This is a genomic window from Psychroflexus salis (assembly GCF_014640175.1).
GTDB lineage: Bacteria > Bacteroidota > Bacteroidia > Flavobacteriales > Flavobacteriaceae > Psychroflexus > Psychroflexus salis.
The window spans coordinates 40793-62129 of record NZ_BMGL01000009.1 but is presented as its reverse complement, the minus strand read 5'-3'; the positions used below and the strand labels follow the sequence as shown (position 1 = coordinate 62129).

The window sequence follows — 21337 nt, the reverse complement described above, 5'->3', positions numbered from 1 at the left end:
TATATGGATATTAAAATCTTCTTTCCATGTACTTATTACATTGAATATTTAAATAGGTGTTAGATTGTTTTATCCGTGAATGCTCTCTTTTTTACTCAAATTTTTCATAATATCTGCTTCAAAATCAAGTAGTAACTTCCATTTTTTATTAACTACTTCTTCATCTCCGTATTGTCTTGCCAATTTCAAAAATAAGGTGTAGTGACCAGCTTCACTAATCATTAATTTTCTGTAAAAACGAGCTAATTTTATGTCTTTTAAATTTTCAGATAGCAACCTAAAACGTTCGCAGCTTCTAGCTTCAATTAAGGCAGCGTACATTAAGCGATGTGTAAGTTGATCTGTTCTGCTTCCACCTTTTGGAAAATATTTAAGCAGTTGTATTACATATTCGTCTTTACGATCGCGTCCTAAAGGAATTCTTTTTTCTCGTAATAAATCGTGCACCATTTTAAAATGGCTCATTTCTTCTTGCACTAAATCAGTCATTTCATTTACCAACTCAGTGTATTCTGGAAAACTAACAATTAAAGAAATAGCTGTAGAAGCTGCTTTTTGCTCGCAATGAGCATGATCGATTAAAATTTCTTCAATATTTTTTTCAGCAATATTTATCCACCTTGGATCTGTGGGAAGTTTTAGTCCTAACATATTATATATCTAAGTCGAATGTTTTACGCAATTTTTCTAAATCAGGATTGCTTTCTAGCATTTTCTTATACTTTTCTCTTGGTGTATAAGCGTATTTTTTTTCATCTTGAAAATTTATATCGATTACAATCTCCAGATGTGTGTTTTGTAGCTTATCTTTTAAAAAACTAAGTAGCTTATTTTGTGCTTTTAGTACACTATCTTTCATAGTGTTGTTCGGATAAGTTAAATGTATATTGAGCCCTTTTAATTCAGGATTACCGGTAGCTAAAGTTGAAGGTAAAATTTTATTCCCCTTTTTTTCTAGCAATGCTATGTAGTCCTGCCAGGCTTGTAAAAAATCTTCTTTTGTAAATTCTTCGTTTAAAACAATCTCTTCTTTTTGATTGTTTTTTTGTTCTTGCAATAATTGTTTTTTCTTTTTTATAGCGCTTAAAGAAAGACCAGAAACAGGTTGGTTTAGAGTTTCAGATGTAGCTTCTTTAACTGTTTTAGCATCTTCTTTTAGGCCATTATCAAGATAAGTTTCTTTGTTTTTTGCTGAAGATGAATCGCTGCTAGTTTCTTCTTTTACCTTAGTAGCCAAGGACTCTTCTTGGGTAGATTTTACTTGAGCCGGCGTAATAGTGTTCTTGTTAAAAGTCGAATTTTCTAAAGGACTATTTGTAGCTTCAACTTGCTCAGGATTTAAAATTTGTTGTTCTAGTTTTTTTTTTTCAAGAGGCGTAGAGTTTGTAATTGAAGCTAACTTCATTAGGCATAATTCTACATGCAAACGCTGATTTAAACTAGTTTTGTATTCAAAATCACAGGCATTTGCTAAATCGATTCCCTTCATTAAGAAAGGGTAATCCGTATTTTCAGACTGTATTTTGTATTTTTCTTTTGTGTTTTCGCCAACTTCTAATAATGGAATGGTTGCTGCATTTTTACAAACCAACAAATCCCTAAAATGGTTGGCTAAGCCACCAATAAAATGTTGACCATCGAAACCTTGCGCCAATATAGCATTAAAAAACACCAATACGTCTGGGATTTTGTTTCCCAGAATTAAATCGGTCGTTGTAAAAAACGTGTCATAATCTAATACATTTAAATTTTCAGTTACCGCTTTACGGGTTAGGTTTTTTCCTGAGAAACTTACAACTCTATCGTAGGTAGAAAGTGCATCACGCATTGCACCATCTGCTTTTTGTGCAATAATATGTAAGGCATCATCTTCCGCATTTACACCTTCTTTACTAGCAATTTCGTGTAAATGTAATTTAATATCGTTTACCGTTATTCGCTTAAAATCGAATATTTGGCAACGCGATAAAATAGTAGGAATAATTTTATGCTTCTCGGTAGTTGCTAAAATAAAAATAGCATGTTTTGGAGGTTCTTCTAAAGTCTTTAAAAAGGCATTAAATGCCGCCTGCGAAAGCATATGAACTTCATCAATAATATATACTTTATATTTTCCAGTTTGTGGTGGAATGCGAACCTGATCGGTTAAGCTTCTAATATCTTCAACCGAATTATTCGATGCAGCATCCAATTCAAATATATTGAAAGAAAAATCTGTCGAAGCATCGGTAGCATCATCTTGATTAATTTTTTTGGCCAGGATTCGAGCACAAGAAGTTTTGCCAACTCCACGCGGACCCGTAAAAAGCAAGGCTTGTGCCAAGTGGTTTTGCTCAATTGCTTTGTCTAAAGTATTGGTGATGGCTTGTTGTCCAACCACATCTTTAAATTTCTCAGGTCTATATTTTCTTGCCGATACTACAAAATGTTCCATGCTACAAATATACATTAGCCATCTAAACCATAAAATGTAATTTCATTTTACTTTTAGAAAATTGAATTCATGCTTCCAAAACTTAAATTTATTCTAAGGAAGAAGCGATACCGCTTATAATTATAGACTTTTGAAAAAAAATTGATGGCTAAGAAAAAACCAGATCAAGTAGTCTATAATGTAGAAGAAGAAAAATACGATGCTAGTTTGCTTCCCTACGCCACCAATACTGGGGCACCAAAAATTACACCTACAGATGTTACTTCCTGGAAAAACAACAACATTCAGAAGGTAAATCATCAAATTCAAACTAAATATGATGCTTTAAAAAAGGAATACGAAGCTTTAATGCAGCAATACGAGTATAATAATTTAATTTACAGCGCTACCTATAATTTCGAGCCCATCGTTGGAGAAATTTATCATTTATATGAAGATGCCAAAAAAGGAATATTTTTATCGCTTATTGCTCCGAATGAGTGCAATTTTAATTTTAAAGGAAGCTTCCGTTTAAACGAAGATAAAATGTGGGTTAAGCAGGATTAAATTCTAAAATTTCAACTTCATGATTCAGTTACAAAATCCATATACCAAAGATTTTTTTAATTCGTATACGTACATCAGTAATGCGCAAGTAAAATCTTCGATTCATCTGGCCAAGGAAGCATTCGAAAATTATAAAACTTTTAATTTTAGTAAGCGAAGTATTGTTTTACAAAATTTAGCAAATTTATTAGAGAGAGACCAAGAAAAGTTAGCGAAGTCTATGACCTTAGAAATGGCCAAACCCATTTCGCAAGCTAAGGCTGAAATCACAAAATGTGCTTGGGTTTGTAGATTTTATGCTGAACATGCAGAAACATTTTTGAAACCAAAAAAAATTGACACTGACGCAAGTTTAAGTGAAATTCATTATGAAGCTTCTGGAGTTTTATTAGCCATTATGCCTTGGAATTATCCGTATTGGCAGGTAATGCGTTGCTTAGCTCCTGCAATTATGTTAGGTAATGCTGTGTTGTTAAAACATGCAGATAATGTATTGCAGTCTGCACAACACCTAGAAAATTTAGTTGCTGAAGCTGGTTTACCCAAGTATTTTTTTCAACATTTAATTATTAAAGAAAAACAAACAGAAAGCATAATAAGTCATCCGTTTGTAACCGGAGTTACTTTAACCGGAAGTACCAAGGCTGGGAGTGCGGTTGCGTGCTTAGCAGGAAAATACATTAAAAAATCGGTTTTAGAATTGGGAGGTAGTAATGCTTTAATCGTATTTAAAGATGCAGATTTAGAAAAAACTGCCAATACCTGTATAAAAGCTCGCTTTCAAAATACAGGTCAAAGTTGTATTGCTGGAAAACGTTTGTTAGTACATAATGCTATTTATGAAGAATTTTTAAGGCTGTTAGAAGAAAAAGTAAAACAATTAAAAACAGGGAATCCTTTATGTGAAGACACCTATATAAGTGTGTTAGCAAGAGAAGATTTAGCAGAAAACCTTGAGAAACAATTGCAAAAATCTATTGAAATGGGAGCGAAAATTCGCTATGGCGGAAAACGCAAATCAACTTTTTTTGAACCTACTTTGGTAGAAAATGCATTACCAGAAATGCCTATTTTTAATGAAGAAACTTTTGGGCCTTTATTGGCTATTGCAAAATTTACAAGTACAAATGAAGCTATACAACTTGCAAATCATGAAAAATATGGTCTTGGTGTTTCCTTATTTACAAAAGATTTGGAGTTTGCTCGAAAAATAATTCCTGAGTTTAGAGATGCTGCTGTTTTTGTAAACTCATTGGTAAAAAGCGATCCGCGATTAGCCTTTGGAGGTACACAAAATTCGGGTTACGGACGAGAATTAGGAATAGAAGGTTTGTTGGAGTTTGCCAATTGTAAAACAGTTTATTTTAATACTTAATTTTTAGCTTTTTTCATTAAAATAATCTTCTGTACTGTAAACAAAAAGCATCCAGCCTTATACTCAATCTAAGATTATTTTTTTATAAAATCATCAAGCAGTTCTTTTGTTAGAAGCATAGCCTATTAAATTTAAAAATTATCAATTTTTAGGTGTAAAACCCTTTTGAAAATCCATTAAATTCAGTTTGTAAAATCTAGGATTTAAAAAAATAGGATGCTTATATTTGCGGGTTAAAAATTGCATTAAAATTGTATATTTTTAATAATATGCATTGCTAAATATTAATAAATGAAGATTTCATACAATTGGTTAAAACAATTTATTAACACCAAACTAAGTGCAGAAAGAGTAGGAGAGTTGTTAACTGACCTTGGTTTGGAAGTAGAAGGAATTACTGATTTCGAATCGGTTAAGGGCGGTTTAAAAGGTATTGTTGTGGGCGAAGTGGTTGCATGTAAGCAACACCCCAATGCAGACCGTTTAAAACTTACCGAAGTTTGTATTGGCGAAGATAAAAACCTTCAAATTGTTTGTGGTGCACCCAACGTAGCTAAAGGACAAAAAGTTCCTGTGGCAACTGTTGGCACAACTTTATACAACCAAAAAGGCGAAGCTTTAAAGATTAAAAAAGGTAAAATTCGAGGCGAAGCTAGCCACGGAATGATTTGTGCTGAAGATGAAATTGGATTAGGTAACAGCCATGACGGTATTATGGTTTTAGATGAAAATGTAGAACCTGGCACAGCTTTACATGAATTATTTGAAATTGAAAACGATAAAGTATTTGAAATAGGCTTAACACCAAATCGAGCCGATGCCATGAGCCATTGGGGAGTAGCTCGCGATTTGCGCGCTGGTTTAATTCAAATTGAAAAAAATGCACCTATTAATACAGCACCGGTTAGCAGTTTTCATGTGGAAGATAGAAGCAAACGTATTAATATAAAAGTAGAAAACTCTAAACTAGCACCTAGGTATTGTGGCTTAACCATCAGCGATATTCAGGTAAAAGAATCTCCACTTTGGTTGCGAAATAGATTAAAAGCTATTGGATTAAAACCCATAAATAATGTAGTAGATGTTACTAATTTTGTCTTGCATGATTTAGGACAACCGCTACATGCTTTCGATGCAGATAAAATTAAAGGAAATAAAATTGTTGTAAAAACCCTTCCTAAGGGAACAAAATTTACCACACTAGATGAAGTGGAACGCGAACTTCACGAAGAAGATTTAATGATTTGTGATGATAAAAAACCTTTGTGCATTGCAGGTGTTTTTGGTGGCCTTAATTCTGGAGTAACCGAATCTACATCGAGCATATTTTTAGAAAGCGCATATTTTGATCCTGTAAATATCCGGAAAACAGCAAAAAGACATGGCTTAAATACAGATGCATCTTTTCGATTTGAACGTGGTATCGATCCGAACATTACAGAATATGCCTTGCAAAGAGCTGCCATTTTAATTGAAGAATTAACAGGTGGAAAAATAAGCAGTGATATCGATGATTTTTATCCTAAAAAAATAGAGGATTTTCAGGTGTTTTTAACCTTCGATAAAATCAATCAACTTATTGGAGAAGAAATCGATTCTGGTATTATTAAAACCATCTTGTCTTCCTTAGAAATTAAAGTAAACAATGTTTCAGAAAGTGGAATGGGATTAACCATACCTGCTTACCGTGTAGATGTACAACGCGAAGTAGATGTTATTGAAGAAATTCTTAGAGTGTATGGTTATAACAACATTAAGTTAAATGATAAATTTAATGTTTCAGTAGCCATTTCAGATAAATTTGAAGACCATAAAATTCAACAAGTTATTGCACAATTGTTAGTAGCTAAAGGATTTTACGAAACCATGGCAAATTCTTTAACCACGCCTAAATATACTGATTTCACAACAAGTTTATCAGCTTCAGAAAACGTTGAGATTTTAAATCCTTTAAGTCAAGATTTATCGGTTTTACGCCAAAGTATGCTTTTTTCAGGATTAGAAAGTTTGGCTTATAATTTAAACCGACAAAATTCCGACCTAAAGTTTTTCGAGTTCGGAAAAACGTACCATCAAAAAAAGAAAAGAGAAGAATACAAACATTTAAGTTTGTTTGTAAGCGGAATGGAAAATCCAGAAAGTTGGAAAACCCAACAAATTCATACAGATTTCTTTTATTTGAAAGGAATTATTGAAAGCATCTTATTGCGATTGGGTATCGAAAACACAGCAATTGCTACTACAAATCTCAGTTTTTTTGCAGAAGGTTTAGCGCTTTCCACAAAAGACAAGGTTTTGGTCGATTTTGGAAGGGTAAACAAATCTATTTTAAAAGAATTTGGCATAGAACAAGAAGTTTTATACGCCGATTTTAATTGGGATTTAATTATAAAATTGGCAAAGAACAATCGTTTTGTATTTCAAGAAATACCAAAATTTCCGAGTGTTCGAAGAGATTTTGCATTGCTTATAGATCAATCGGTTCGTTTTGATGCGATTACCGAAATTGCTTATCAAGTAGATAAGAAGATTCTGAAGTCAGTCAACTTATTCGATGTTTATGAAGGTAAAAGTCTACCAGAAGGCAAAAAAAGTTATGCAGTAAGTTTTACTTTTCAAGATGCTTTTAAAACACTTACCGACAAGCAAATTGACAAAACCATGAGCAAATTTTTAAAACAATTTGAAGATCAATTAGGGGCAGTTTTGCGTTAACAAGTATTTTTGCTTCAATATTTACTTAACAAGCGTTAAAATTCAAATTCTATTTGTAGATAATGTATTTTGCTTCATACTTTTATATTTGAAAAAAATAATGCTATGCTAGAAAATACGAATATTAAAAGTAGGTTAGATGCTGTAAGGGAAAAATCTAGTACAACACATATTTTAGCTGAAGTTGAAGCGCTGTTAAGCGAAACAAATAAAAGCGACGAAGCTATCTTACAACGTATTGAAAATGCAGAAGGAGAGAAACATAATGCTTTTCAATTCGACTTAATAGAAACGGATAAAATTTATCATATTACTCAAATTGAAAAAATTTGTGTAAACTATAGATTGCGTTTTTTAGATTCTAAACTATACAAAGGAAAACTTCCCTACGAAGCGATTACCAAAATTAAGACTTTAGAAGAAAAGCACAATATTAGCTTAGATGGCTTTAAAATGATGGCACCAGCAAAACTGTTTAAGTTAGAAAATGCAGACGACCCATTGCTATTTGCGCCTATGGGAAACGGATATTATTACTTTATTCATAAATGGGGTTCAGATTTACATCCACTTCGTAAAGCAATGATGTGGCCATTTAAAACCTTCGAAACCTTTATGTTTACCATATTTGTCCTAAGTTTATTGCTTACTTACTTAGTGCCCAAAGGCTTTTTTATGGATCAAAATTCAGGTACAGAATTCTTTTTGCTATTTATTTTTATGTTTAAATGGGTTGGTGGTATTGCACTTTACTATGGTTTTGCCAAGGGTAAAAACTTTAATTCAGCAATATGGCGGAGTAAGTTTTTTAATGCATAAGATAAAATCCCGCCATCGAGCGGGATTTTTTTTTGATTATTATGTATACAACTAAACTTTTCGCACTTTTGCGTGTCTTTATAAACAGAAGATTATAAACTATTTTACAAATCAAGTAATTTTTACTTCAATGGAAACAACAGACTTATTGAAAATTGCATCGGAGCATGGTAGCCCGATTTATGTGTACAACAGTGAAAAAATGATTTCGCAGTATAAACGACTACAAAATGCTTTTCAAAAAGTCAAACACTTGCGTTTGCATTACGCCGTGAAGGCACTCTCAAATATTTCAGTCTTAAAATTATTTAATAGCTTAGGAAGTGCTTTGGACACGGTTTCTATTCAAGAAGTAAAATTGGGTATAAAAGCTGGTGTCCCTGCTCAAAAAATTATTTATACACCTAATGGTGTTTCAGTTGAAGAGCTAGAAGAAGCTGTAAAATTAGGCGTTCAAATTAATATTGATAACTTAATTATTTTAGAGCAATTTGGAACAAAACATCCAAAAGTTCCGGTTTGTATTCGTATAAATCCACACGTAATGGCAGGTGGTAATACTAACATCTCGGTAGGACATATCGATTCTAAATTTGGAATTTCGATTCACCAAATGCCACACATTTTACGTATTGTCGAAAACACAGGAATGCACATCAATGGCATTCATATGCATACTGGTAGTGATATTTTAGATATTGAAGTCTTTCTTCATGCAGCCGAAATTTTATTTGATGCTGCCGAGAATTTTAAAGATTTAGAATTTTTAGACTTTGGTAGCGGGTTTAAAGTTCCTTACCATGAAAATGATATTGAAACCAACGTTGAAGAATTAGGCGAAAAACTTAGCAAACGTTTTAACGAATTTTGTAAGTCTTATGGCAGAGATTTAACGCTGGCTTTCGAGCCCGGTAAATTTTTAGTGAGTGAAGCCGGCTTCTTTTTAGCTAAAGTAAATGTAGTTAAACAAACTACATCTACGGTTTTTGCTCATATCGATTCTGGCTTTAACCATTTAATACGTCCTATGTTTTATGGTTCTAAACACGAAATCGAAAACATATCTAATCCAAATGCCAAAAAAAGATTTTACTCGGTTGTAGGTTACATTTGCGAAACCGATACTTTTGCAAATAACAAAATGATTACAGAAATTAATGAAGGCGATATCTTAGCTTTTAAAAATGCTGGTGCTTACTGTTTTTCAATGGCTAGTAATTACAATTCGCGTTATCGTCCAGCCGAAGTTTTATGGTATAATGGTGAAGCACATTTAATTAGAAAAAGAGAAACTTTTGAAGATTTGATTCATAATCAAATTGAAATCTCTTTAGAAACTAATGTTGTAGAAAGCGTTTAATATGCATACTAAAGAAGAAAAATTAGCTGCATTTGGAAGATTACTAGACATAATGGACGATTTACGCGAAAAATGTCCATGGGATCGAAAACAAACTTTAGAGAGTCTACGCCACTTAACTATTGAAGAAACTTACGAATTAGGCGATGCTATTCTTGATGGTAATTTACAAGAAGTTAAAAAAGAAGTGGGCGATTTGCTTTTACACCTTGTTTTTTATGCAAAAATAGGAAGCGAGAAAAAAGCTTTCGATATTGCTGATGTTTGTGATAGCTTATGCGAAAAATTAATTAATAGACATCCACATATTTATGGAGATGTAGAAGTTAAAGATGAAGCCGAAGTAAAACAAAATTGGGAAAAACTTAAACTAAAAGAAGGGAATAAAAGTGTTTTAAGTGGAGTTCCGAAATCTTTACCAGCTTTGGTAAAAGCCAACCGAATACAGGATAAAGTTGCTGGAGTTGGATTTGATTGGGAGCATTCTGAGCAAGTATTTGAAAAGTTGCAAGAAGAATTAGCCGAATTTCAAGACGAAGTAAAGGCTAATCATCAAGATAAAATGGAAGCTGAGTTTGGAGATGTTCTTTTTTCTATGATTAATTATGCACGTTTTTTAAAAATCAATCCTGAAAACGCGTTGGAACGTACCAATAAAAAATTTATAAATCGTTTTCAGTACATAGAAGAAAAGCTCAACGAAAAAAAATTGAAATTTACAGACTTAGATTTAAAAGCTTTAGATGTTTTTTGGGATGAAGCTAAACAAAAAGAAAGAAAAAATTAACAGTTAGCCTTTTCAACCCTAAAATTACATTAAAACAATAAAGTTTTTTATTCAAGTTTTTATTTAGCTATATTAATCAATATATTGCCAAAAATTAATAAAACATAAATCATGAAAAAATTATTTGCACTCGTATTTGCAATCGCTTTAAGTTCAACTTCAGTATTTGCTCAGGAGCAAAAAATTTCTGATAAGAAGTTCGATATGTTTGTTGAAGTATTCCAAACCATCCAACAAGAAAACAATAAAGCCCAAATGGAAATGGCTGGTATTATTGAAGGTGAAGGTTTAACAACTGAGCGTTTTAATGAAATTTATCAAGCAGAACAAAATCCACAACAAGATTCAGACGCATCTGCCGAAGAGAAGAAACAACACGCTGCTGCAATGACCAAATTAGAAGCTAAAAACAAAGAGCTTCAAGGCATGATGGAAGCAAAAATTAAAGAAAAAGGTTTAACTATGGAAGATTACCAACAAATCTACCAAAAAGTTCAAACTGATCCAGAAATGCAACAAAAGTTAATGGCTCGCCTTCAAGGTCAATAATCACTAAGAAATACGCCTAAATAAAAAAAGCTCGCTATTAGCGAGCTTTTTTTATACATCAAATATGTATTATTCTTGGTTTACAGGTAATTTATTATAGTCTGTGTAACCTTTTTTTCCTGGCGTATAAAAGGTGACTTCATCCCAATCTGTAAGTTTTGCTTTAGCTTCAAAACGCTCAACCAAATCTGGATTAGATATATATGGCTTGCCAAAAGCAACACAATCTGCTTTTTTGTTTTCGATTACTTCATTTCCACTTTCACGATTAAAGCCAGCATTAATCATTAAATTTCCGTTATATAAAGGTCTAAAATGTTCGGCGATGTTGTCTACCAAAAAATCGTATTCACTAACATCGTTAAATGGTTCAGATAAGTGTAAATACGCTAAATCATAATCGTTTAATTTTTTTACAATATATTCAAAGGTAGGAATGGTTTCTTCATCGGCTTCCATACCAAAAATTCCATGTAACGAAGGGTTTAACCGAATACCAATTCTGTTTTCTGGAATAAATACTTTTACAGCATCTAAAACTTCAAATAAAAAGCGCGTTTTATTTTCTAGGCTTCCACCATATTCGTCTGTTCGTTGGTTAGAAGAGTTATTAAAGAATTGATGAAATAAATAACCATTAGAAGCATGAATTTCAACACCATCGAAATTGGCATCTGCTGCAAATTTAGCTGCTGCTTTAAATTCTTGAACGGTTTTTTTTACTTCATCGATAGTCATTTCGTGTGGCGTAACCGTATCTTTTAGTCCTTCTGGAGTAAAAGATTGTGCATTTGGATTAATAGCACTTGGTGCCCAAGGTTTTTCTCCATGATGAAAATCGGGATGAGAAATTCTTCCAACATGCCAGAGTTGTATAAAAATAAGTCCGCCTTCATCGTGAACCGCTTTGGTTACTTTTTTCCAGCCTTCTACTTGTTTTTCAGTATGAATCCCTGGAGTATTAATATAACCTATGGCACGTTCAGAAACTTGCGAACCTTCCGAAATAATTAAACCTGCGCTAGATCTTTGCTTATAATATTCTGCATGTAAATCTGTTGGAACATTATCTTTATTATCTGCTCTGCTTCGCGTCATAGGTGCCATAATAACTCTGTTTTTTAGTTGTAAGGCACCTAATTGAATTGGTTCTAGTAAAGCTTGTTTGTATTGCATAGTATGTTTTTTCGCAAAAGTAAAGCTTCAAATAAACCATCTGCGTTAAAGCTTTAATAATACCTAAACTATTATTCGATGGCGCATCTTGTTAAAGTTTACTTTCAATTAAAGCCTTTTATTCCCATTGTTGAATAATAATTTATATTTTTAAGAAATTCCATTTCAAATTAAAAACACTATAATGAACATTAAAAAAGTACTTGTTGCTAACCGTGGAGAAATCGCTATTCGAATTTTTAGAGCCTGCACCGAAATGGGCATTCGTACAGTCGGGATCTATACTTTTGAAGACCGCTATTCGCTCCACCGATATAAAGCCGACGAGTCTTACCAAGTTGGTGCCGAAGAAGAACCTTTAAAACCTTACTTAAATATTGATGAAATTATTCGTGTTGCCAAACAAAATAGAGTAGATGCCATACATCCTGGTTATGGTTTTCTTTCTGAAAATGCAAAATTTGCAAAAGCTTGTGCCGAAAATGATATCATATTCGTGGGTCCAAAAGTTTCTGTTTTAGAATCTTTAGGCGATAAAATTATGGCGAAGAAAGTGGCCATTGAAAACGATATTCCTATTATAGAATCGAACAAAAAGGATTTAACTACACTTCAAGATGCTACCGATGAAGCCAATCGAATTGGTTTTCCGTTAATGTTGAAAGCTGCATCTGGCGGTGGCGGTCGAGGTATGCGTGTTTTAAGAAGTATATACGAACTAAAAAATGCCTATGCCGAATCTAAACGGGAAGCGAAAAATGCATTTGGAGATGAAACTGTTTTTTTAGAAAAATTTGTTGAGAATCCTAAACACATTGAAGTGCAAATAGTGGCCGACAACCACGGTAAAACAGTACATCTTTTCGAAAGAGATTGCTCTGTACAACGCCGTTATCAAAAGGTAATTGAGTTGGCTCCATCCTATGGCTTAAGCCATGATTTAAAAGAAAAATTATATGCTTATGCGGTAAAAATTTGTAAAGCCGTAAATTACAATAATGTTGGTACCGTAGAATTTTTGGTCGACGATGATGGAAGCGTTTATTTTATTGAAGTAAACCCAAGAATACAGGTTGAACATACCGTTACTGAAGTAGTTACAGGTGTAGATTTAATTAAAACTCAATTGTATATTGCTGCAGATTATCCTTTGAATAGCCCAGAAATTAATATCGAAAGTCAGGAACAATTAGAAGTTAATGGTTTTGCTGTGCAATGTAGAATTACAACCGAAGATCCTAAAAACGACTTTAAACCCGATTATGGAACCATCACTACTTACCGAAGTGCTTCTGGTTTTGGTATTCGGCTAGATGCTGGTAGCATTTATCAAGGAGCAACAATTTCTCCTTTTTTTGATTCTATGTTGGTTAAAATTTCTGCGAGCAGCCGAACTCTAGACGATGCTTGTAAAAAAATGCGTCGTGCTTTAGCTGAATTTAGAGTACGTGGGGTAAAAACCAATATTGCTTTTCTCGATAACATTTTAAAAGATCAAACTTTTCGAGATGGAAAAGTAACGGTGAATTATATTAAAAACACACCAGCACTTTTTGAAATTAAAGAACCAAGAAATCGTGCAACAAAATTAGTAACTTTCTTAGGAGACGTAAGCGTTAATGGAAATCCAAATGTTAAACAGAAAAATCCTGATGCTAAGTTTCTGAAACCAGTTGTACCTAAATTTGATGTGAAGGGAGATTTCCCAAAAGGAACAAAAAATAAATTAACAGAATTAGGTCCAGAAGCTTTTGCCGATTGGTTGAAGCACGAAAATAAAATTCAGTTTACCGATACGACCATGCGGGATGCTCACCAAAGTTTGTTAGCTACCCGAATGCGAACTTACGATATGCAAAAAGTAGCCGAAGGCTTTGCTAAAAACCATCCAGAAGTTTTTTCTATGGAAGTTTGGGGCGGTGCTACTTTCGATGTTTGTATGCGATTTTTGTATGAAAATCCTTGGGAACGCTTGCGCATACTTAGAAAAGCCATGCCCAATATGTTACTTCAAATGTTATTGCGTGGGTCTAATGGTGTTGGCTACACTGCATATCCAGATAATTTAATCGAAAAATTTGTAAGCGAATCTTGGGAGAATGGAGTGGATATTTTCAGAATATTCGATTCGCAAAATTGGATGCAATCTATTGAACCTTGCATTCAACATGTTCGAAAAAACACCAAAGGTTTGGCAGAAGCTGCCATGTGCTACACGGGAGATATTCTAGATCTAAAACGAGAAAAATATACATTAAAATATTATGTACAACTTGCTAAAGATTTAGAAAATGCAGGTGCACATATTTTAGCCATTAAAGATATGGCAGGCTTGCTAAAACCAAAAGCTGCTACCGAATTGATTACCGCATTAAAGTCAGAAATCAACATTCCTATTCATTTGCATACACACGACACCACTTCTATGCAAGCTTCTACTTATTTAAATGCGGTTGAAGCCGGTGTTGATGCGGTAGATGTGGCTTTGGGTGGATTGTCTGGCCTAACTTCTCAGCCTAATTTCAACGCGTTTGCAGAAGTGATGAAGTACCACAAGCGAGAAAATCCAATGAATTTGGAAAAATTGAATGAATATTCCATTTACTGGGAACAAGTCAGAACTTTTTATTATCCATTTGAATCTGGCTTAAAATCCGGAAGTGGAGAAGTGTATAAACATGAAATTCCAGGCGGACAATACTCTAACTTAAAACCACAAGCTGAATCGCTCGGATTGGCAGATCGCTTTCATGAAATAACCGATATGTATGCGAAAGTTAATCTGTTGTTTGGCGATATTATTAAAGTTACGCCAAGCTCAAAAGTGGTGGGCGATATGGCGCAGTATTTAGTAAGCAATAACTTGAGTATTGAAGATGTGTTGGAAAAAGGTGAAAGCTTGTCTTTTCCACAATCGGTAATTAATTTCTTTAAAGGCGATTTAGGTCAGCCGGTTGGTGGATTTCCTGAGAAAATTCAGAAGATTATTTTAAAAGGAGAACAGCCTTATACCGATCGACCGAACGCACATTTGGAACCTATCGATTTTGATAAAGAATTTAAAGCTTTTCAAAAAGAATTTGCAGATGGAATGGATCGGCAATTAGAAATTACTGATTTTTTATCCTATAAATTATATCCAAAGGTTTTTAAAGATGCTTACGAAAACCATGAAAAGTATGGAAACGTGTTCAATTTACCTACCAAGAATTTCTTTTATGGAATGGAGCCTGGTGAAGAAATTGTAGTGGAATTAGACCGTGGTAAAACCTTGTTAATCACTTTTGTTTCCTTTGGCGAAGTTGACAATGATGGATTTAAAACCGTATTTTTTAAAGTAAATGGGCAAACCCGAACGGTTTTAATTCGCGATGAAAGCATTAAAGTAGAAAAAGTTCAGCATCAAAAAATCGATAAAAATAATGCGAAACATATTGGTGCACCCCTACAAGGTTCGTTGACCCAAATTTTGGTAAGTAAAGGCGATAAAATTGAAAAAAATCAAGCTTTATTTGTAATTGAAGCCATGAAAATGGAAACTACAGTAACAGCCAATACATCTGGAGAAGTTGAAGAAGTTATTCTGCCATCTGGTGTCATGGTTTTTGCAGAAGATATGGTATTGCGTTTAAAATAAGCTTTTATGTGTACAATGTGATTTTAGCTGGTTGAAAACTTTTATTATCCTAAAGCGTGGTTATTTAACTCACAAAAAAAACATTCAATTTTCAATACTAAAAATATCAAAAAAAGATAAACACAACTTAGCACTCGCAACGCGCGTTGTTTTCCATTTGAAGCAAACTATCCAAAAAATAAATTAATCAATACGTTTTTTACATACAAAAGCCTAGGTGGTTAAAACCAACTAGACTTTTGTGTTGTAAATTATCAATTTATACTTAACTCATTTATACCGATGTGGTAGACTTTTGTTAGCTTGTATTTTAAAGACTCCCTTTGTACAGAAAAAACTTTTATTAACATTCGGTATAAGTTTCGAAAGTATACATTTAAAGATACATTTTTTAAAATCCATACTTTATAAAAAACGTAAAGTTTCTACCCGGATCGGTAAGCCGTTCCATTCCATTTAATCCTGCATCGGCTTGATTTCTAAATGCAAAGTTTAGGTGGTCGTAGTATTGTTTGTTAAATATATTTAGTACCGCTGCTCCTAAGTTCAAATTTGATACAATTTCGTAACCTAATCTAAAATCTAGTAACTCATAAGCTGGAGTGTTTTTATTTTCACCAAATGAGCTAGCTAAATCACTTTGCTCGCTAACCAGTCTTAAGTCAGTGCCTGCCCAAAACTTACCTTTGCTGTATTGTAAACTAAAGCTAGTTCGTAAAGGAGGTGTGAGCGGTAAGGATTCATTTAAATCTTGATTTCTAGCATATACGTAGGCTAAATCTGCATTAAAATTAAAATTGTTTAAAAATTGAATTCCAAAACCTGCTTCAAATCCAGTTTTATATGCTTCATTTAAGTTTCGAAACACTTTAGGGTGAATGGGTTCTTGATTAGGCATAAACTTTCTGGTTTTAGTTTCATCGATTAATGCAACGATGTAATTTTCAAAATAGGAATAATATACAGCTGCACTCCAATTTATGGTATTGATGTTTTTGCCAAGTTTCTTTTTCCCCTTGTAAGCAATTTCAAATTGATTATTAATTTCTGCATCTAAATTTGGATTTCCAATATATTCAAAAGGGTCTTGGCCAACTTGAAAATGATTGATAAATCGTTCAATCATATTCGCAGATCGAACTCCACGACCATAAGCTAATTCAAGTTGATGATTATTGTTTAGCATTTTTTTTGCAGAAATACTTCCGCTAAAATTATGTTCGGATCGTTGGCTTAAGTTGGGATAATATTCAGTAAAATCTGTTTCGGGGTCTCGGCTTTCAGATTGCACCAAATCGTAACGAATACCTGCATTTAAAATAGTAGAATTATTAATCTGATATTTGCTTTGGGCAAAAACACCATAATCGTTAATGTAAGAATCTTGCCATATTTTATCGGTAAAAGCCATAGGGTTTTCAAGCGGAACGCCCATCATGTTTAGTTTTACCAAGCGGTTGCGAACACCATCTCGGCTAATTAATAAAGCATCGGTACCAGTAAATAAATTCCATTTTTCGGCTAATTCCCATTCTAGTTCAAATCTTCCACCTGCCGTGGTAGCTTCAACTGGAGTAAATGCTTCTGCAGCTGCAAAATTACTTCTTCTGGTATTACTCATTAAGTGGTCTACATACGAAAAGTAAACTTTAGCTTGAATTCCTTTTAATTTTCCTTGCATTTGTTTTTTGTAATAATCTATGGAAATGATAGATGAATCGTCGAAATCTGAATCCATGGGTAAACTTGCATGAAGCACATCTCGACCAAAAGATTGTCGCCAATGCAACTGCAGTCGCTCATTTGTGCTAAAATTATAGCCTAAGCGTAAACTGTAATCGATGCTTCTAAAGGAGGATGGAATTTCTCGGTTAGCACCGTCTTCATAATTACCAAAATCGCGGTATCCATACATGCCAACTACATCAAATTTTTCTTTGGCAAATTGCAACCGAAGCATATTTACTAAAGCGTTACCATTGGTTTCGTAACCTGAAGAAACATTTCCAGAAAATCCATAATCTCCTAGTTCAGGTTGTTTAGAAACCATGTTAATAATACCACCAAAGCTTGCTCCGTATCGCATAGAATACGGTCCGCGAATTACTTCAATTTTCGAAATGTCTTCAGGAATTACGTGGGTAGTAATCGGGTCCATTCGGTTTGGGCAGGCATGCATTACCTTTGTTCCATTATCGTATTGTATGTTTAATTGCTCATATTGGGCAGCTCGAAAAGAAGGGTCGATGGCGTAATTTCCACGTTTAATTAAACCAAATCCATTGATATTTTTAAATAAATCTGTTACATTTTTGGGTTGGGTTACTTTTTCAGTTAAATCTGGTGTTGTTATGTTCATTACCGGATCCTTGAAAATGCTTCCTGAAATTAAAACTTCTGGAAGTTGGTTTTCTAAAGGAATTAGGAATAGTGTTTTATCGGAATCATTTGCTTTTAAAGTAGTGTGCAAACTTTCGTATCCTAAAGAAATTACATGAATTTTAATTTGCTTTTTGTTATTGAAGTCAATTGTAAATTTCCCATCTAAACCAGATTCAATTTGTTGATTAGATTGGGTTAGATAAATAACACTGTTGGCTATGATTTGATTGGTCTCTTGGTTGAATATTTGGTACTCTTTTTCTTGTGCATTTACCTGCAAAAAGGCAAATACAAGTAGTATAAATGAAATTAGTTTCATTGTTTTCTTGTTTTAATTTTAAAATAAATGTGTGTAGGTTTTCGTAAACTTAGTTTACGAAAACAGAAATAGAAAAGGAGTTATTACACATTGGGTGGTTTAAAATTAAAACTCGAATAGTCGAATTGATAGTTATTAGAGTAGTTAAATAAAGAATGCGGTAAAGTTATAAACTGAAAACTTGCCGTTTCATTTTCTTGATAAAAAAGCACTAATTGATTTTCGATATAAGGCGGAATTTCAACTGAATCTGAATTATTCCGATCAATTAAATCGCTTAAAAAACATTTTCCGTCGCACTCTAATTCAGGTTTATCTTTGTTTTCGCAAAAGTTTTCTATAAAGTTTTCGGTAAATACAATATAGTAGCCAAAAAAGAAAGATTGCTTTAGTGTGCTCATTGTAATAATGAACATAAACAAAAAAGTATATATTTTTAGCTGAAAACTCACTTTACAAAAATAACATTACAGTCTTTGTTTAAATGTGATTTAAGTCACATTCCCAATATTCTTGGATAAAATTTTGTTTTGAATTTCACTTGAAAATTCATCTATTTTGCTGTAACATTTTAGGAGCCATAGCGACTTATACAGAAATCGAATAAATAATTATGAGAAAAATATTAAGTATTTTAAGTCTAGGATTTTTATTAGTAGCCTGTGATGCTACAAAATCTAAAACAGACGATTTAGCAGTAAACACACCTATTAAAACAGCTTTAGACCTTACCGCTGTTAGTGAAGACAGGGTTCCGGTTATTGTTAATCCTGGTCGTTTTACCCAAGATACCGTAACCTACAGATTGCCAAGAGTAATACAAGGAACTTATTCAGTAAGCGATTTTGGTAAATATGTAGACGATTTTACAGCTATAGATTATGAAGGAAATAGTCTAAATGCTACCAAATCTGGTAATAATACGTGGACGATTGTCGGAGCTAAAAATTTGGATAAAATCACCTATTATGTAAACGATACTTACGATATTGAAACCAGTGGTGGAATAGGCGGAGAGCAACCATTTTCTCCAGCAGGAACAAATATTGAACCTGATAATTATGTTTTAAACTTACACGGCTTTATTGGTTATTTTGATGAATTAAAAAGCAACCAGTATACCTTAGATGTTACTGCACCAGCTTCTTTTGACAGAACTTCTGCTTTACAAAGTACAGGAGAAAAAGCTAGCGAAGATGGTAACACAATAACCACTAGTTATTTGGCACCAAGGTATTTTGACATTACAGATAACCCTATGATGTATGGTGATTTAGATGTTGAAGAATTTATGGTAGGCGATATTAAAATTGTTTTGAGTTTGTTTTCACCTAATAAAACTCATACAGCAGAAAGCTTAAAAGAAACTGTTTTTGAAATGATGGAAGCTCAAAAAGCATATTTAGGCGAAATTAATACGACATCTCGATATGATATTTATGTATATTTATCTGAAGGTAAAGAAGATTCTCCTAAAGGTTTTGGAGCTTTAGAACACCAAACATCTACTGTTGCTGTATTTAGTGAAAATATGCCATTAGAAAGTTTAAAAGGAACGATGATTGATGTTATTGCACACGAGTTTTTTCATATTGTAACTCCACTTTCTGTACATTCTGAAGACGTTCATTATTTTGATTATAATGAGCCAACTTTCTCTAAGCATTTGTGGATGTATGAAGGGGTAACCGAATATTTTGCTCAGCATTTTCAAGTTTACAAAGGTTTAGTAGAGCCTGAAGAATTCTATAATACCATTAACGATAAAATCATGACATCGAAAAATCTTGATGACAGCATGAGCTTTACCGTAATGAGTGAAAATGTATTAGAAGAACCTTATGCTTCAAACTATTATAATGTGTATATGAAAGGCGCATTAATCGGTATGTGTATCGACATTTTAATGCAGAAAGAAAGTAACGGCGAACGTAGTATGTTATCTTTAATGAAAGAATTATCGAATAAATATGGTGTAGACCAACCTTTTGAAGATGATCAATTAATCACTGAAATTACTGAAATGACTTACCCAAGTGTGGGTGAGTTTTTAAGAACACATGTAGAAGGTGAGACTCCTATAAATTATGATGAATTTTTTGAAATGGTAGGTTTAACAAAAGCTGAAAAAGAAGTTGAAACTAATTTTATTTTCTCTGGCGGTCAAAACATTATTTTTGATGCCAACCCACAAAAAGGAGAGATTTTCTTTCAAGAGAATGCTTTAAATAATTCATTTTGGAAATCGCAAAACATCGAAGTTGGTGATGTAATTAAAAAAGTAAATGGTTCAGAATTAACCTTAGCAAACGCACAACAAATAATAGGAATGATGTACAGCTGGCAAGCAGGTCAAGATATTAGTATGGAGCTTGACCGCGATGGAGAAGCTATTGTAATCGAAACCACTCTTACTAAACCAATGGCGGTTTCAGAATCTATCGTTGAAGATGAACATGCTACAGCAGAACAAATTGCAGTTCGTAAAGCTTGGTTAAACCAGTAGCTTTATAGCTTTTTCAAAATGTATTTGAAATATTAAAAACCCGTAATGATTTGTTCATTACGGGTTTTTTATTTGAAATATTATAAAAATCAAAGAAGCATGAGTTTAGTCATATAAGCTTTCTGGGTTTCAATCTACTTTTACAGGCTAAAATAAATATCATGATTGATCACGAATATAATGTTGAAATAGAATGGATGAATACCAGAAAAGGTAAAATGTATTCACCAGAGCTACATAATGTAACAGAAAACAAAACCAACGAGATTGAAGTGGCCACACCAACTCAATTCCCAGGCGGTATTCCACATACATGGTCGCCAGAACATTTGTTTACTTCTGCTGTAAGTAGTTGTTTAATGACTACTTTTTTAGCCGTTGCAGAACATTCAAAGTTAAACTTTAAGAGCTTTAAATGTAAATCTAAAGGTATCTTAGATAAGGTTGATGGTCGATTTGCCATGCGTGAAATTCAACTTTTTCCTGAAGTTATTTTGGAAGACGAAACACAAATTGAAAAAGCTAAAAAGGTATTAGATAAAGCTAAAAAAGCTTACTTAATTTCAAATTCTGTAAAATCTGAAGTGAATATGTTTCCAAAAATATCCATCCTTCAAAAAGAAATGGTCTTATAATACCAATTGAACTTTTTATTCAACTCCAGTATTGATTTTTATTTAATACTGGAGTTTTTTTTTGAAGCCGTTTTGAAAAATTAACTTAAAACTTCAA

Annotated in this window: 15 protein-coding genes; 10 read left to right on the top strand and 5 right to left on the bottom strand. The window is 33.2% G+C overall.

Going from position 1 to position 21337, the window contains the following annotated elements:
• Nucleotides 1-69: 69 nt before the first annotated feature.
• Both IEV63_RS08570 and IEV63_RS08565 read right to left on the bottom strand, forming a co-directional pair.
• Nucleotides 70-651, bottom strand: a complete 582-nt coding sequence (locus tag IEV63_RS08570) for a MiaE family protein (protein WP_188406390.1) — start codon at nt 649-651, stop codon at nt 70-72.
• A 1-nt stretch (nt 652) separates the two neighbouring features.
• Nucleotides 653-2434 carry a DNA polymerase III subunit gamma/tau gene (locus IEV63_RS08565; RefSeq protein WP_188406389.1) on the bottom strand — a complete coding sequence of 594 codons (1782 nt, stop codon included), beginning with the start codon at nt 2432-2434 and terminating at the stop codon, nt 653-655.
• Nucleotides 2435-2578: 144 nt separating this feature from the next.
• Between IEV63_RS08565 and IEV63_RS08560 the strand changes: the two genes are divergently transcribed.
• The 7 genes from IEV63_RS08560 to IEV63_RS08530 all read left to right on the top strand — a co-directional run bounded on the left by IEV63_RS08560 (nt 2579) and on the right by IEV63_RS08530 (nt 10585).
• Nucleotides 2579-2980: a DUF2452 domain-containing protein gene (locus IEV63_RS08560; RefSeq protein WP_188406388.1), complete on the top strand. Its 402-nt coding sequence runs from the start codon at nt 2579-2581 to the stop codon at nt 2978-2980.
• A 19-nt stretch (nt 2981-2999) separates the two neighbouring features.
• Nucleotides 3000-4355, top strand: coding sequence for an NAD-dependent succinate-semialdehyde dehydrogenase (locus IEV63_RS08555; RefSeq protein ID WP_188406387.1), 1356 nt, complete (start codon nt 3000-3002; stop codon nt 4353-4355).
• Between the two features lie 291 nt (nt 4356-4646).
• Nucleotides 4647-7070 (top strand): phenylalanine--tRNA ligase subunit beta, encoded by a 2424-nt coding sequence (gene pheT, locus IEV63_RS08550; RefSeq protein WP_188406386.1) that lies wholly within the window; start codon nt 4647-4649, stop codon nt 7068-7070.
• A gap of 105 nt (nt 7071-7175) precedes the next feature.
• Entirely contained in the window at nt 7176-7889 is a 714-nt protein-coding gene (locus IEV63_RS08545) for a hypothetical protein (RefSeq protein ID WP_188406385.1), read from the top strand.
• Nucleotides 7890-8019: 130 nt separating this feature from the next.
• On the top strand, nt 8020-9249 hold the full coding sequence (gene lysA / locus IEV63_RS08540) for a diaminopimelate decarboxylase (protein WP_188406384.1): 1230 nt from the start codon (nt 8020-8022) through the stop codon (nt 9247-9249).
• A gap of 1 nt (nt 9250) precedes the next feature.
• Nucleotides 9251-10036 carry a nucleoside triphosphate pyrophosphohydrolase gene (mazG, locus tag IEV63_RS08535; protein ID WP_188406383.1) on the top strand — a complete coding sequence of 262 codons (786 nt, stop codon included), beginning with the start codon at nt 9251-9253 and terminating at the stop codon, nt 10034-10036.
• Between the two features lie 111 nt (nt 10037-10147).
• A complete protein-coding gene (locus IEV63_RS08530) occupies nt 10148-10585 on the top strand; it encodes a DUF4168 domain-containing protein (RefSeq protein WP_188406382.1) in 438 nt (145 codons plus the stop codon).
• A gap of 69 nt (nt 10586-10654) precedes the next feature.
• On the opposite strand, the gene IEV63_RS08525 is transcribed toward IEV63_RS08530, so the two are convergent.
• Nucleotides 10655-11761 carry an alkene reductase gene (locus tag IEV63_RS08525; RefSeq protein ID WP_188406381.1) on the bottom strand — a complete coding sequence of 369 codons (1107 nt, stop codon included), beginning with the start codon at nt 11759-11761 and terminating at the stop codon, nt 10655-10657.
• A gap of 184 nt (nt 11762-11945) precedes the next feature.
• On the opposite strand from IEV63_RS08525, the gene IEV63_RS08520 reads away from it, so the two are divergent.
• On the top strand, nt 11946-15398 hold the full coding sequence (locus IEV63_RS08520) for a pyruvate carboxylase (RefSeq protein ID WP_188406380.1): 3453 nt from the start codon (nt 11946-11948) through the stop codon (nt 15396-15398).
• 391 nt (nt 15399-15789) lie between these two features.
• Here IEV63_RS08520 and IEV63_RS08515 read toward each other — a convergent pair whose 3' ends face one another.
• Nucleotides 15790-18099, bottom strand: a complete 2310-nt coding sequence (locus tag IEV63_RS08515; RefSeq protein ID WP_188406379.1) for a TonB-dependent receptor domain-containing protein — start codon at nt 18097-18099, stop codon at nt 15790-15792.
• An 83-nt stretch (nt 18100-18182) separates the two neighbouring features.
• The gene (locus IEV63_RS08510; RefSeq protein ID WP_188406378.1) at nt 18183-18515 is read right to left on the bottom strand and encodes a hypothetical protein; all 333 of its coding nucleotides are present in this window, start codon (nt 18513-18515) and stop codon (nt 18183-18185) included.
• Between the two features lie 197 nt (nt 18516-18712).
• Here IEV63_RS08510 and IEV63_RS08505 point away from each other — a divergent pair, with 197 nt between their 5' ends.
• Complete coding sequence (locus IEV63_RS08505) at nt 18713-20605, top strand: M61 family metallopeptidase (protein ID WP_188406377.1); 1893 nt, start codon at nt 18713-18715, stop codon at nt 20603-20605.
• Between the two features lie 161 nt (nt 20606-20766).
• Entirely contained in the window at nt 20767-21240 is a 474-nt protein-coding gene (locus IEV63_RS08500) for an OsmC family protein (protein WP_188406376.1), read from the top strand.
• Nucleotides 21241-21337 lie beyond the last annotated feature (97 nt).